Below are 13,681 nucleotides of genomic sequence, written 5' to 3' on the forward strand. Positions count from 1 at the left end.
CGGCGACGACGAGGTGTCGGTGATCGTCACCGACGGGGTCGCGGCCTTCCTCGACGGCTACCGAGCGCGCGCGAACTGATCAGGCGGTCGGCTCGGGCGCGGGCGGAACGAACGGCATGTTGATGGTGACGAGGTACTGGATTCCGAGGATCACCAGCGCGGCGCCGCCCACGAAGATGGTTCCGGCCAGCCCGCCGGCGGCGAATCCCGCCAGCAGCCCGCCGAGGCACCCGACCGGCGTGCCGATCACGGTGACGGCGAACAGGCCGCACCCAACCGCGAGACCCACGGCACCGAAGATCACGCCGAAGATCAGGCCGCCGATCAGCGTCGCGTAACCGAGGTAGCTGTTGAAGTCTGCGAGCGCCGAGTCGTCACGCTCTTCCTGAGTGTCGAATCCGTCCTGCGCTACCGATTTCAGCGACGACGCGACGTCGGCGGGAACCTGTGGGGTGAGCGTGACCGTCCGCCCGTCGAGGTCGGCGTCGATCGGATAGACGGCGTCGCCGACCCGAATCGTGAGCGGCAGTGCAGCCACCACCTTGCCGCCGTCGTCCACCACCTCGATCGCTTCCCGGGTGTCTGTGATCCGGAAGGCGCCCGCGTCGATCGACGTGACGACGGACTCGCCCTCGGCGTGTGCCTCGTAGCCGATGTCGGACGAATCCTGCTGTGTCAGTGGAGCTGTGTGTGCGGTCCCGGCGGAGATCCCGAGGGCCGCGACGACGAGGAACGCTGCTCCGGTGACGGCGCGCAGGTTCCGTGCGAACCGGCCGCTCATGCCGTGGGTTCCGGTGCGACGAACGGGCTGTTGATGGTGTTGAAGTACTGAATTCCCAGAACCACCAGGGCGCCACCGCCCACGACGATGGTGCCGGCGAGCGCGACGACGGGCGCGACGATCAGCGCACCTCCGATGCACCCCGCCACCGGGCCGGCGAGGCCGAGGAACGGAATCACCAGCGCAGCGGTGCCGGGGATGATGCCGATCGCGCAGCCGATCGCCCCGCCGATGATGGCGGCGACGATCGCGGTGATCGCGCTCGTGATGCCGAGTTGCTGCTGGAAGTCGTCGAGTGCGCGGTCGTCGCGTTCCTGCTTGTCCTGCGGTGCGGCGACGTCGTCGAGGGTCAGCCGTTCCGACACGGGGACGGGGGTCGCTGCCGACGGGTCCATGTTCGGGACGAGTCGCAGGACGCGAGCGGACTCGTCGACCGCCACGGCGAACGGATGCTGCAGGTCGTCGACCCGGAAGAACATGGGAATGGCGGCAACGACGCGGCCGCCGTCGTCGACCACGTCGACTGTGTCGTTCGCGGCGTTGATCGAGAAGGCGCCGGCGTCGAGGGTGGCCACAGCGGCGTCACCGTCTCGAGCGGTCTGGTAGTTGATGTTCGGGATGCCCTGTTCCGCACCCTGCTGGGGTGCGGCGGCCGGATCGGCGTATGACGTGGCCGCACCGACGCCCATCGCCGCGACGACGAGCATGGACGTGGCAGTAAACCGTCGGAGGTTCATCGAGATCCGTTTCGAGAGCAGCGCTGTGACGGACGAAGGTTAGCCTAAGCATGGGCCAACCAGGCAGGTCAGCTCCGCCGGTGTGACGAGGTTCACTGCGCGCACAACGACGAACCGCCCGCCTCCGAAGGGAGGCGGGCGGTGTCCGGGCACTGCCGGGTGCGGCTACTTCACCCACTTCGTGGTGCCGGGCGGTGCGTTCAGCGTGTTGATCAGGTCGATGCCGGCGATTGCCAGCGTCGGGCCGCCCACGACAATCGTGCCGAGAAGCGCACCGATCCCCGCTCCCGTCACGCCGAACGGCAGGCATCCGAAGACTGCGACTGGCGTCCCGACCACGCAGCCAACGGCGAATCCCAAGATTCCGCCCACGATGGTGCCGCCGAGACTGCCGACCGTCATCGCGATGCCGAGCTGCTGCTGGAATGCCGACTGAGCCCTCGAGTTCTCGTCGATCGACGCCACGTCGTGCAGCGCGATGGGCGTAATCCGATCCTCGGGCGAGATCGGCGTCGCCTCGGCCTTGTCGACGCTCGGCGTCAGGCGCAGGGTCTTTCCGTCTTCGGTGATCTCTTCCTCGAACGGGAACTGCAGTCCGTCGAACCGGTACGCGAGCGGGAGGGAAACAACAGTGGCCCCATCCGCATCGTTGATCGCGACGGACTTCCCGTCCGATGCGAGCGCGAAGGCGCCGGTGTCGATCGTGGTCACCACCGTGCGATCCTCGATGTGGGACTCGTATCCGATTTCGGCGCCGGGCTCAGCGACGGGTTCCGCGACCGCCACCCCGGAACCGGTCGCGAGTACACCCACCAAAAGTGCCGAAGTCGTAACGAAACGACGCAACTTCATTCCATCCCCTTAAGGTTTCAACCCCATCCGTTGCTAAACAGTAACTTGCGGCTGTGACAGATCCCAATTGAGACTCGACTCGAGAAAAGGCGCTCGGAAATAGTCTGCGGAGGGCTATGAAAATTGCGCCCGAAACGGCATCGGGACCGAATTCCAAGAATCGCACCAGTGCTGGGTGCAGTTATTCCCGCGCAAAGCGGGGAACCGGTCGGTTTCTTCGTGCGGGCCATCCGCGCACAGTTCGGCCCCGCCGTGCGAGACACGACGGGGCCGGGCGCCGAGGCGAGGGTTCTTACTCGCCTCTGTCCGCGTAGATCGACGTCCCCGGGGCGGCGTTGTACGTCTCCCACAACTGGTACGCGCTGACGCCGAGGGTGGGACCGCCGGCCACGATGGTTCCGACGACCCCGCCGATACCGGCTCCGGTAACCAGTCCGGCGACGCATCCAGCGGGAAGTGTTGCGATACAGCCGATTCCGGCTCCAGCAATGGTTCCGACCAGGCTTCCGACCGTGACGGCGATGCCGACCTGCGCACCGAACTGGGCGAACGCCCTGTCGTTCTCCTCGCGGGACGCGACGTCGTGGAACGGCAGCGGAGGAACCGCGGGCGCCGCCGTTGCCGGAACAGGCGCCGCAGGAGCAGGCGCCGCCACCGGCCCCGCATGTGACACTCCGGCAGCAAGACCCATGGCGGCCACCGCCATGCCCGCCGTCACTGCAGCTTTTCTCACGATCATTGATGCCTCATTTCAGGAGCTACCCGACGAAGTACTGGTGTGATCGAAGTGCACTGCTCGGCCCCCCGTGCGGCCGCTGGCCAGGGCCGGAAAACACGCTCAGAGTAACAGCGGAATCACGGCCGAATTTGTTCATTGACGAAAAATTCACCACCCCCGCAAGTTACCGATCAGTAGCGAATCGAATCGGCGTAATTCGCGCGAATTACACGCGATGAATTACGTCACTCGCCCGGATTAACGGAAGAGCCGACGTGAGCACGCAGAATATTTGCCCATCGTTATCCGGACGCAATGCAACCGCGTCGAATTCGTGACGAAAACGACCCCACGGAGCCCTCTCACGAAGCCGCTCGGACGGCCTCGGACGCCTGCCGGCCGAAGTTAGGGCGACCTTGGGTGAACGCCGCAATTCCGACCCTTTAACGTGACGAACAGAAAGTCCGATTGTGGCATGCACCACATGCCCTATCGGCGCCCGAGCTGCAGAGATCCCGCCGAACACCGGTAAGTTACCCGCAGGTAGACTAAATAAGTTACTAGCGGGTAACTTAGCAAGCGTTAGGATCACGAGCAGTCCCGAGGTGGCCGCCCTGCCGCCCTGAAACGAAAGGCCGCGACATGAATGCCCTGACGATCACGTTGGGCACCATCGGCGTGCTGCTGAGCCTCGTATGTTGGTTCTCCTTCATCACTGGCGCATTGAAGATGGTCAACGTCGTCCGGATCGGCCAGTCGGCCCCGGACCGATGGCGCCCGTTCTTCCCGCGCTTCAAGCAGATGTGCGTCGAGTTCATCGCGCACACCCGCATGAGCAAGTTCCGCACCGTCGGCTGGGCTCACTGGCTGGTCATGGTCGGGTTCATGCTCGGAGCCATCGTGTGGTTCGAGGCGTACGGGCAGACGTTCGACCCGGCGTTCCACTGGCCGCTGGTCGGTAACACCGCCGTCTACCACTTCATCGACGAGATCCTGGGCCTCGGCACGGTCATCGGTATCACCACGCTGATCGTGATCCGCCAGCTCAACCACCCCCGCGTGCCCGCCCGGCTGTCCCGTTTCAGTGGCTCCGACTTCAAGGCCGCGTACTTCGTCGAGGCCGTCGTCCTCATCGAGGGCCTGGGCATGATCTTCGTGAAGGCCGGCAAGATCGCCACCTACGGCCACGCCAACCCGTGGACCGACTTCTTCACGATGAACCTCGCGAAGCTGCTGCCCGCGAGCCCGAACATGGTCGCGTTCTTCGCCTTCGTCAAGCTGATGTCGGGCATGATCTGGCTCTACGTCGTCGGACGCAACATCACCTGGGGTGTCGCCTGGCACCGTTTCGCGGCGTTCGCGAACATCTACTTCAAGCGTGAGGACGACGGCGACGTCGCCCTCGGTGCGGCCAAGCCCATGATGTCGGGCGGCAAGCCCATCAACATGGAGGACGCCGACCCGGACACCGACACGTTCGGCGCCGGCAACATCGAGGACTTCTCGTGGAAGGGCTGGCTGGACTTCACCACCTGCACCGAGTGCGGGCGCTGCCAGTCGCAGTGCCCCGCGTGGAACACCGGCAAGCCGCTGTCCCCGAAGCTGCTGATCACCTCGCTGCGCGACCACGGTTACGCGAAGGCCCCGTACCTGCTGGCCGGTGGCCGCAAGGACATGGGCGGCGACGAGGTCGGCCTGGTGAACGGCGAGGGCGCCGTGGACGAGGCCAAGCTGGCCGCGATCCCGGAGGCTGCGCGCCAGGAGGCCGAGCGCAAGCTGGTCGGCGACACCGTCGAAGGCGAGCTGGCCCCGGTCATCGACGCCGAGACGCTGTGGAGCTGCACCAACTGCGGCGCGTGCGTCGAGCAGTGCCCCGTCGACATCGAACACGTCGACCACATCATCGACATGCGCCGTTACCAGGTGCTGATCGAGTCGGAGTTCCCGTCCGAGCTGGCCGGCCTGTTCAAGAACCTCGAAAACAAGGGCAACCCCTGGGGCCAGAACTCCAAGGACCGTCTCAACTGGATCAACGAGATGGACTTCGAGATCCCGGTGTTCGGCCAGGATGCGGACAGCTTCGAGGACTACGAGTACCTCTTCTGGGTCGGCTGCGCCGGCGCCTACGAGGACCGCGCCAAGAAGACCACCAAGGCCGTTGCCGAACTGCTCGCCACCGCCGGCGTGAAGTTCATGGTGCTCGGCGCCGACGAGACGTGCACCGGTGACTCCGCTCGCCGCGCGGGTAACGAATTCCTGTTCCAGCAGCTCGCCATGCAGAACATCGAGTTGCTGAACTCCGTCTTCGACGGCGTCGAGCAGCGCAAGCGCAAGATCGTCGTCACCTGCGCCCACTGCTTCAACGCCCTCGGCAACGAGTACCCGGAGGTCGGCGGCGAGTACGAGGTGGTTCACCACACTCAGCTGCTCAACCGCCTGGTCCGCCAGAAGAAGCTGATTCCGGTCGCGTCCGTCGGTGAGGACGTCACCTACCACGACCCCTGCTTCCTCGGCCGCCACAACAAGGTCTACGACGCACCCCGCGAGCTGATGGAAGCCTCCGGCGCGAAGCTGAAGGAAATGCCCCGTCACGGCGAGCGGTCCATGTGCTGTGGTGCCGGTGGTGCCCGCATGTGGATGGAAGAGAACATCGGCAAGCGCATCAACATCGACCGGGTCGACGAGGCGCTCAGCACGGATCCGAAGAAGATCGCGACCGGCTGCCCGTTCTGCCGCGTCATGCTCACCGACGGTGTCACCGCTCGCCAGGAGTCCGGCCAGGGCGAGGGCGTCGAGGTCGTGGACGTCGCCCAGCTGATGCTCTCGTCCATCACGCGTCTCGAGCCCGAGAAGCTGAGCGAGAACATCAAGGTCATCCCCCGCGAGAAGCCGGCCGAGCCGGCCGCATCGCCGGCAGCAGCCGAGGCCAAGGCCGAGGTGGTGGAGAAGGAGCGCGTCGAAGAGGTCGAGGAGGCCGCTGCAACGCCGGCCGCCACGGAAGCTCCGGCGGGCAAGGGCCTGGCGATGAAGGGCCTGGCCAAGGCACCCGGGGCGAAGGCTCCCGGCGCCAAGGCACCCGGCAAGGGACTCGGCATGGCAGGCGGGGCCAAGGCTTCCGGCGCCAAGAAGGCTGCTCCCGCTCCGGCCGAGGCTGCCGGTACGGAGGCGCCCGCAGCGGAGGCACCCAAGCCCAAGGGCCTCGGACTCGCCGGCGGTGCGAAGGCACCGGGCGGCAAGGGTCTGCAGATGAAGGGTGCCGCCAAGGCTCCCGGCGCGAAGGCCGCCGCTCCGGCTGCCGATGCACCGGCTGCGGAGGCTCCCGCAGCGGAAACCCCTGCTCAGGAAGCACCCGCGGCGAAGCCGAAGGGCCTCGGACTCGCGTCCGGCGCCAAGGCACCCGGCAAGGGTTTGCAGATGAAGGGCAAGGCGAAGGCTCCCGGCGCGAAGGCTGCTCCCGCGGACGCTGCCGCCGAGCCGGCAGTCGCCGAACCCCAGGCTGCCGAACCGCAGGTCGCCGACACCTCCTCCCCTTCGGAGGCACCCGCGGCCGAGGTGCCGAAGGCTCCCCCGGCGGCGAAGGCCGGTGGACTCGGTTTCAAGAGCGGCGCGAAGGCTCCTGGAGCACGAAAGACCGCGGCCCCCAAGGCCGCCGCTCCGAAGGCCGCCGCTCCGAAGGCCGAAGCACCGAAGGCCGAAGCACCGAAGGCCGAAGCACCGAAGGCAGAGGCTCCCTCTGCTGAAGCGCCGAAGGCCGAGGCACCCGCGACCGCGGCTCCCAAGGTCGAGGAGTCGAACGGCGACGGATCCAACGGCAAAGCCCCGGAGACGGTCAAGGCTCCGCCGCCGGCGAAGCCCGGCGGACTCGGTTTCAAGGCAGGCGCGAAGGCACCGGGCCGGAAGAGCTAGCCGACAGCAGTGAACAGCAGCAGCGCCCCCACCGTGATCGGTGGGGGCGCTGCTGTTTCCGTGACGGCCCGCGTTGCGCACGGCGTAACCTCCGACATGATGACTTCGGGCGCCGATCTCACCTTTCGCCGCGCCGCCACGTACACGGTGGCGGCGACGGCCGGTGCAGTCCTCGTCGCGCTCCTTTCGGTCGCGTGGATGTCGATCGGGTCCGGTGACTGCGCCGAGTCGATGATGGAGTGTGCCGGCGGGGAGAAGTACGTCCTCGTCTTCGTCTTCGGTCCACCCACATTGCTGCTCTTGGGCGGTGTCGGAGCGTTCGTGCAGACCTACCGGGTGTGGCGGGCAGGCGGCCGGTGGCCGATCTGGCAGGGTGCGGGCTGGATGCTGTTCGTGTTCATGCTCATCTACGCCTCACTGTCGGCTCGCGCACTCACCGAGATCTGACCTACCGCGGTCCGGCACCGCCGCGTCCCGGCATTCCGCCGCCCATCGGCTGGGCGGGCGCCGGGTTCTGCACGGTGTATTCCTGCACGGTGTCGTCCTGCGCGGTCTCGTCGGCCGACGAAGCCTGTTCGACGGACGAAGTTGTGGTGGACGTCGCCGAGGGAGCGTCGTCCTGGCCGATCAGTTGGGTCGCCGCCGCGCCCGCGCCGAGGAGGACGAGCACGACGACGCTCGCCGCCACCATCCATCCCCGGATCCCCGACTTCGGCGTCTCCCTCGCCGGCACACTCGTCGGCGCCACAACGATCGTTGCGGGCGGCGCGACGCGCCGGGTCGGCACCTCAGCCGATGCGGGCGGGGGCAGCACGCGAGACGACGCTGCTGCCACGACCGGTCGCGGCGCCGCCGGTGGTGTCACCCGGGGTCCCGGTGCCGACATCACCCGGGAACCCGACTGTTGTAGCGATGCCCGCTCGGCGATCACCGCCGCGCCGCGGGCGGACGCCGTCGCCGGCTCGGGTGAGACGACGAGTGGAACGTCCACGGCCGTCGAGAACAGTTCCGACACGAGCGGGACCGCTGCTCCGCCGCCGAGGAGGACGACAGCGTCGACGGGGGTGCCTATCTCGGTGAGGCGTTCGAGTTCACGGGCCACCGTGTCCGCGGCGCGGGTGAGTGATCCGCGGATGACTTCCTCGAATTCGGACCGCATGACGCGTATCTGGCGTCGGATTCCGGGAAGCTCGACGGTCACCACGGCAGAGGTGTCCTGCGACAACCGCTCCTTCGCAATCCGGCAGCGGGCGGCGAGTTCGGTCAGCGCACCGTGGTGGGCGGGATCGTCGACGTCGAAGTCCGGGTTCGTGTTCAGTACGAGCGCGACCACGTGTTCCATCAGCAGCCGGTCGGCGTGGTCGCCGCTGAAGTCGGCGCTCCGCGTCGATCGGACCACACCGAAATCGGCGCCGCGCCTCGTGGCCAGGGTCAGGTCGAGGGAATGGGCTCCGACGTCGCACAGCAGCAGTGTTGCGTAGTCGTCGAGCGTCTCGACTCCGGAGATCCATGTGAGTGCCGCAATGGTTTCGGGGATCACGGTGACGGTGCGATGCTGCAGCAGACCCCAGCGGCGGATCTCGTCCTCGAGTTCCTCGACGGCGTATTCCGACCATCCCGCCGGAGCCCCAACCACCATGTGGTCGGGCGACGGGGTGCGGCCACGAATGAGGCAGTCCAGCGCGGTGGTCACCAATTGCGCGGCCGGGGTCCGGGTTCCGTCGTCGCCGATCACCGGAACCGGATCACCGACCCGGTCGATGAAGTCGCGAAACACGATGCTGCCCTGAGGAATCGGACCGCTGCGGTGCGGGCCGAGGGCGGGCGCGCTGCTCGACGACAGCACGAGCTCGGCCGAGTGCCGCACCACCGCGAACCCGTCGCGCTCCCGGTGCATCTGCGATTCACCGTGCATCTGCGCGGACACGAACGAGTCGGAACCCATACTGATCCCCATCGATGTCCGCATGTCGTGATCTCCGTTCCGTGGTGACGGCAGGCGTCTTTCCTGCCGATCGAAACGCTAAACCGCCTTCCTGTGCCGACCACTGTGTGCTTCCTGCGATGTTCCTGTGTGCGGCTTCGCGTGCCCCTAGGGAAGGTGCAGCGTCCTCCCATGGTCTTCCCAGGAACGGCCCATACCGTCGTCGGCAGTCGCCTCGAAGGGGCAAACCGAGATGAAGGAGCACTCATGACGAGAACCGAAATCCACCCACCGCAGCCCGACCTGGGCGGCGCACCCCACGTGGCGGACCTTCTTCGCAACGGACTCGACGGGCTCCTGCGCGACACCTACCCGGCGAACCCCATCGGCGGAGAAGCCGCTCAGCACGGTGCACCGCAGCGTAATTCGCAGTCGTCCGACGAATCCCGCCACGATTCACCGCGCGACAACAGCAGCCGCGGGTTCGAGAACGCCGGACACGACACCGGCAACCAGACCCACCAGAACAACGCCACCGACCACGACGGACGCACCGATACCCACAATGTCGCGGGAGCGGGAGCCGGCCACGAGACCTCACAGCCTGCGTTCACTCAGGCCAACCCGGTTGCGACGCAGCCGTCGACTCTGGCACCGACGGCATCGCTGTCCTCACCGACGTCGCCCGCAGCCATGCAGCCTGCTGCAGCAGGTCCGGCCGCGAGTGCGGCGCCGGCGACGTCCGCCGCCCAGCCGATCACGACGACCCCGGTGTCGACCCACTCCGATACGGCGGTGACGTACACACAGAATCAGAATCAGGTTGCGGATCAGCAGAATACGCGGACTTCGGAGCCCACATCGACCTCTGCCGACGAGGGCACACGAGTAGCGGCGACTGCGTCCGACTACGCCACGCAGAACGCGACGGCGCCCACCGCGGATCTCGGCCGATCCGAGACGACGACAGCATCGTCTGTCGCGACCGACGACCATGTGACGGCCACCGCGACCCAGACCCAGACACCGGAGGCGACCACCACAGCGACAACCACCACGGCGGCAACGGCGCCGGCCGCGGACCACGGCCAGTCCCAGGAGACCACCCCGTCCACGGCTGTCACCAGCACCGCGGCGACCGGCGATCTCTCGTCGGCGAATCACACGACCTCGAACACGAGTCTCGGCCACGACACAGCGACGAGCGGCACCACGACAACCGACACCACGACCCACCTCACGAATACGACCGACACCGCAACGACCTTCGACACGGCCACCACATACGACTCCGGCACCACATACGACTCCAGCACCACGTATGACTCGAGCGCCGCGCTCGACACCGGCACGTCACTCGATGCGACGAGCCTGTCGTCGGGGTTGACGGCCGATTCCGGTACCACTCTCGACACCCACGATCAGAGCCTGACTGCGACGACGACCGTCGACCAGCACGTGTTCTGACCTCGACGTGGCGGGCCCGCCGACTCCCCTGCACGCGGGCCCGCCACTCCCCTCTCCAGAACGTCCGTCACCCACTCTTGCGGAGATCATGAACGCCACCCTCGAATCCCCCGCCGTCGCCACCCCTTCGCGCTCGAATCTTCCTGCCGAGACCACTGCGTCGATGGCGGCGCTGCTGACGCAACTCGCGGCACTCACCCGGACTGCGGGACGCGGCGATCTCCTGACCCGGCTGTCGCACACCGAGTCTCGTCTCGCCGATCCGCGCACGCGGGTCGTGGTTCTCGGCCTGACCGACAAGGGTGTCAGTTCGGTGGCAGGTGCGCTCGTCGACGCGGATGTGTCGGCGACCGCGCAATCCCGGCACGAGCCGGTGGTCGTCGAGTACGGGCCTGTCGCATCGGACCCGGATTCGACGATCACGCTCCCCCACGACCTGCTCGCCGAGGGACTGGTGCTCGTCGACGCACCGGGATTCTCCGGTCACGCTCCCGCCCGCGCCGCGGACACCCTGGCACTCGTCCCCACGGCGGACGCGGTGCTGTTCGTCTCCGATGCGAGCCAGGAATACACCGAACCCGAGATCGCCCTGCTCACGCAGGTGCACCAGCTGTGCCCGATGGTGATCTGCGTCGTCAACAAGATCGACTTCTATCCGCGCTGGGCGCACATCCAGAAAGCCAACCGCACCCACCTGCAGAATGCGGACCTACCGCTGCCGCTGCTGCCGGTGTCCGCACTGATGCACGCGGACGCCCGCGAGACCGGTGACGACGCGCTCGACGTCGAATCCGGCATCCCGCAACTGGTGGACTACCTGCGCAATCAGGTCGTCGCACAAGCGGATGTCGTGCTCCGCAACTCGGTGATCGCCGATGTTCGCACCGTCACCGACCACCTCTCGCTGTCGCTGGGCGCCGAATTGGATGCGCTGCGCGATCCGCAGCGCGGCGCCGCGCTGGTCGAACAGATGACCCGGGCACGCGCGGCGGCGGATCAGCTCCGGCAGCGATCCGCGAACTGGCAGTACACGCTGGCCGACGGGGCTGTCGAGTTGATGACGGACATCGAGCACGACCTACGTCATCGTCTGCGCACCGTCATCCGCGCGGCCGAGGAGGACATCGGCAAGTCCGACCCGGCACCGCGGTGGGAGGAGTTCGGTTCCTGGCTCGACGGCGAGATCGCGACGTGTGTGCGCGAGAACTTCGTGATGGCCCACACCCGTTCGCGGGCCCTCGCCCTTTCGGTCGCACAACGCTTCACCGAGGACGGCAAGGTCCCGGTTCCCGCGCTGCGCATCGACGACGTGGACCATGTGCTCGAACCCGTCAACACCCTCGAATCCCTGGAGAGCGCGCAGGGTTTCACACAACGCGTCCTCTCCAGCATGCGCGGGTCGTACGGTGGCGTGCTGATGGTCGGCCTCGTCACGAGCCTCGCAGGCCTGGCACTGGTGAATCCCTTCTCGATCGGTGCCGGAGTTCTGCTCGGCGCCAACACGTATCGCGAGGACCGCAAGGCGCGCACCGCCCGCAGACAGGCGGAGGCGAAGGTGGCGGTGTCGAGATTGATGGACGACGTCATCTTCCAGGTGGGCAAGGAGTCGAAGCAGCGGCTGCGCGAGGTGCAGCGCGTCCTGCGCGACCATTTCACCGACCTGGCCAACGAGATGCTCCGATCCGTCGACGATTCGCTGCGCGCGGCGACGGACGCGTCGAAGATGCATGACGATCACCGTGCGACGCGGTCGGCGCAGATCCGCACGGAACTCGACACGCTGCGGCAGATCCGAATGCAGGCCGCCGGATTCACGGGGCGGGTGGCGGCATGAGCGTCACTCGCCTGGGAGCGCAGACCCGTCAGCTGATCGATGCCGCCCGGCACGAACTGCGCGGCGACCCCGCCTCCGTCGAGGAACTCCGGCACTGCGGCGCCCGTCTCGAGGAGCCGCTCCGCGTCGCCCTCACCGGGACGCTGAAGGCCGGGAAGTCGACGCTGCTCAACGCCCTCGTCGGTGAGGAGATCGCGCCCACCGACGCCACCGAGTGCACCCGGGTGGTCACCTGGTTCGAGCAGTCCGCCACGCCGCGGATCGATCTCACCCACGACTCCGGACGCCGGACGCGACTGCCCGTGCACCGGGACGAGGGCAGACTCTCGCTGGATCTGGGGACGGTGACCGCGGATCGGGTGGAGCGACTGCAGGTGGGGTGGCCGTCGGCGCTGCTCGGCGAGTTCACGCTCGTGGACACTCCCGGAACGTCGTCGAACTCGCCGGACGTGTCGGCGCGCACCCGGGCGCTGCTTCTTCCCGAGGACCGGCCGTGCGACGTCGACGCCGTCGTCTACCTGACCCGGGGCACCGACGGCGCGGACGTGCGGTTGCTCGACCAGTTGCAGACCCGGGTCGGCACGGCGGCCGGTCCGCTCGGCATCGTCGGTGTGCTGTCGCGCGCCGACGAGGTGAAGGGCGGCCGCGAACGCACCCTCGACGCCGCCCGGGCCGCCGCGGACGACGCGGGTCGCCGGGTGCAACGGAGCCTGCTCGCCGTGTCGGGACTTCTCGCGCTCCGCGGACGGACGCTGCGTCAGACCGAGTTCGACGACCTCTCCGTGCTCGCAGCCGTTCCGGACGACGCACTCGAACCCGCGCTGCGCTCGGTCACCCGGTTCACCGCCGACAACGCCGATCTCCTGCTGGCGGCCCGGCAGCGACGCGACCTCCTCGACTGTTTCGGCCTCTTCGGTATCCGGTTCGCGGTCAGGCTGATTCGCGCGGGCGCGACCGACGCGCCGGCGCTGGCCCGCGAGCTGACGACGCACAGTGGCCTCGAGGACCTCCGCCGCACACTGCATCTGCAGTTCGGTCAGCGCAGCACCGAATTGAAGGCGCACTCGGCGCTCAGGTCGCTGAAGGCCGTGCTGGCCCGCACACCGTCGTCGGCGAGCCGCAGCCTGAGCAGGGCGGCCGACCGGCTGCTCGCGGACACGCACGTGTTCCGGGAACTGCGGGTGCTGTCGGGACCGCGCACCAGCGGTCTGCAGTTGCGGGACGCGGACGTCGTCCTGCTCGAGCGGGTGCTCGGCGGCGAGGGCATGTCGCCGCACACCCGCCTCGGCATGCCCGACGACGCCGCCCCGGAGCAGATCTCGCGCGTCGCGCTGACGGCCCTGCGGTTCTGGCGGTCCCAGGCGGGACGCCCGACCATCGACACGGCGACGGTCCAGGCGTGCGCGTGCGCGGCGCGGTCCTGCGAGGCTCTGCTCGCGCGTTGAGCGGTCATTCGTCTGAT

At 67.7% G+C, this 13,681-nt stretch carries 10 protein-coding genes; 5 read left to right on the top strand and 5 right to left on the bottom strand.

Annotation, left to right across the window (positions count from 1 at the left end; translation table 11 throughout):
* Window positions 1-79: 79 nt before the first annotated feature.
* From WKC72_RS33270 to WKC72_RS33285, 4 genes are all read right to left on the bottom strand, one after another.
* Window positions 80-781 (bottom strand): hypothetical protein, encoded by a 702-nt coding sequence (locus WKC72_RS33270; protein WP_370180889.1) that lies wholly within the window; start codon window positions 779-781, stop codon window positions 80-82.
* Window positions 778-1,518 carry a hypothetical protein gene (locus WKC72_RS33275; RefSeq protein ID WP_037243490.1) on the bottom strand — a complete coding sequence of 247 codons (741 nt, stop codon included), beginning with the start codon at window positions 1,516-1,518 and terminating at the stop codon, window positions 778-780. Before WKC72_RS33275 ends, WKC72_RS33270 begins: the two co-directional genes overlap by 4 nt.
* A gap of 165 nt (window positions 1,519-1,683) precedes the next feature.
* Window positions 1,684-2,370, bottom strand: coding sequence for an ammonium transporter (locus WKC72_RS33280; protein ID WP_370180890.1), 687 nt, complete (start codon window positions 2,368-2,370; stop codon window positions 1,684-1,686).
* A 292-nt stretch (window positions 2,371-2,662) separates the two neighbouring features.
* Window positions 2,663-3,109, bottom strand: a complete 447-nt coding sequence (locus WKC72_RS33285; RefSeq protein ID WP_370180891.1) for a hypothetical protein — start codon at window positions 3,107-3,109, stop codon at window positions 2,663-2,665.
* Between the two features lie 621 nt (window positions 3,110-3,730).
* Here WKC72_RS33285 and WKC72_RS33290 point away from each other — a divergent pair.
* Window positions 3,731-6,994, top strand: coding sequence for a heterodisulfide reductase-related iron-sulfur binding cluster (locus tag WKC72_RS33290; RefSeq protein ID WP_370180892.1), 3,264 nt, complete (start codon window positions 3,731-3,733; stop codon window positions 6,992-6,994).
* Window positions 6,995-7,003: 9 nt separating this feature from the next.
* Window positions 7,004-7,441, top strand: a complete 438-nt coding sequence (locus WKC72_RS33295) for a hypothetical protein (protein ID WP_370180893.1) — start codon at window positions 7,004-7,006, stop codon at window positions 7,439-7,441.
* Between the two features lies 1 nt (window position 7,442).
* On the opposite strand, the gene WKC72_RS33300 is transcribed toward WKC72_RS33295, so the two are convergent.
* Window positions 7,443-8,963 (bottom strand): Hsp70 family protein, encoded by a 1,521-nt coding sequence (locus tag WKC72_RS33300; RefSeq protein WP_370180894.1) that lies wholly within the window; start codon window positions 8,961-8,963, stop codon window positions 7,443-7,445.
* Window positions 8,964-9,185: 222 nt separating this feature from the next.
* On the opposite strand from WKC72_RS33300, the gene WKC72_RS33305 reads away from it, so the two are divergent.
* The 3 genes from WKC72_RS33305 to WKC72_RS33315 all read left to right on the top strand — a co-directional run bounded on the left by WKC72_RS33305 (window position 9,186) and on the right by WKC72_RS33315 (window position 13,664).
* Entirely contained in the window at window positions 9,186-10,385 is a 1,200-nt protein-coding gene (locus tag WKC72_RS33305) for a hypothetical protein (RefSeq protein WP_370180895.1), read from the top strand.
* Window positions 10,386-10,473: 88 nt separating this feature from the next.
* Window positions 10,474-12,219 (top strand): Isoniazid-inducible protein iniA, encoded by a 1,746-nt coding sequence (locus WKC72_RS33310; RefSeq protein WP_370180896.1) that lies wholly within the window; start codon window positions 10,474-10,476, stop codon window positions 12,217-12,219.
* Window positions 12,216-13,664, top strand: a complete 1,449-nt coding sequence (locus WKC72_RS33315; protein ID WP_370180897.1) for a dynamin family protein — start codon at window positions 12,216-12,218, stop codon at window positions 13,662-13,664. Before WKC72_RS33310 ends, WKC72_RS33315 begins: the two co-directional genes overlap by 4 nt.
* Window positions 13,665-13,681 lie beyond the last annotated feature (17 nt).

This window comes from Rhodococcus wratislaviensis, from assembly GCF_041228765.1.
In the GTDB taxonomy this organism is placed as follows: domain Bacteria; phylum Actinomycetota; class Actinomycetes; order Mycobacteriales; family Mycobacteriaceae; genus Rhodococcus_F; species Rhodococcus_F wratislaviensis.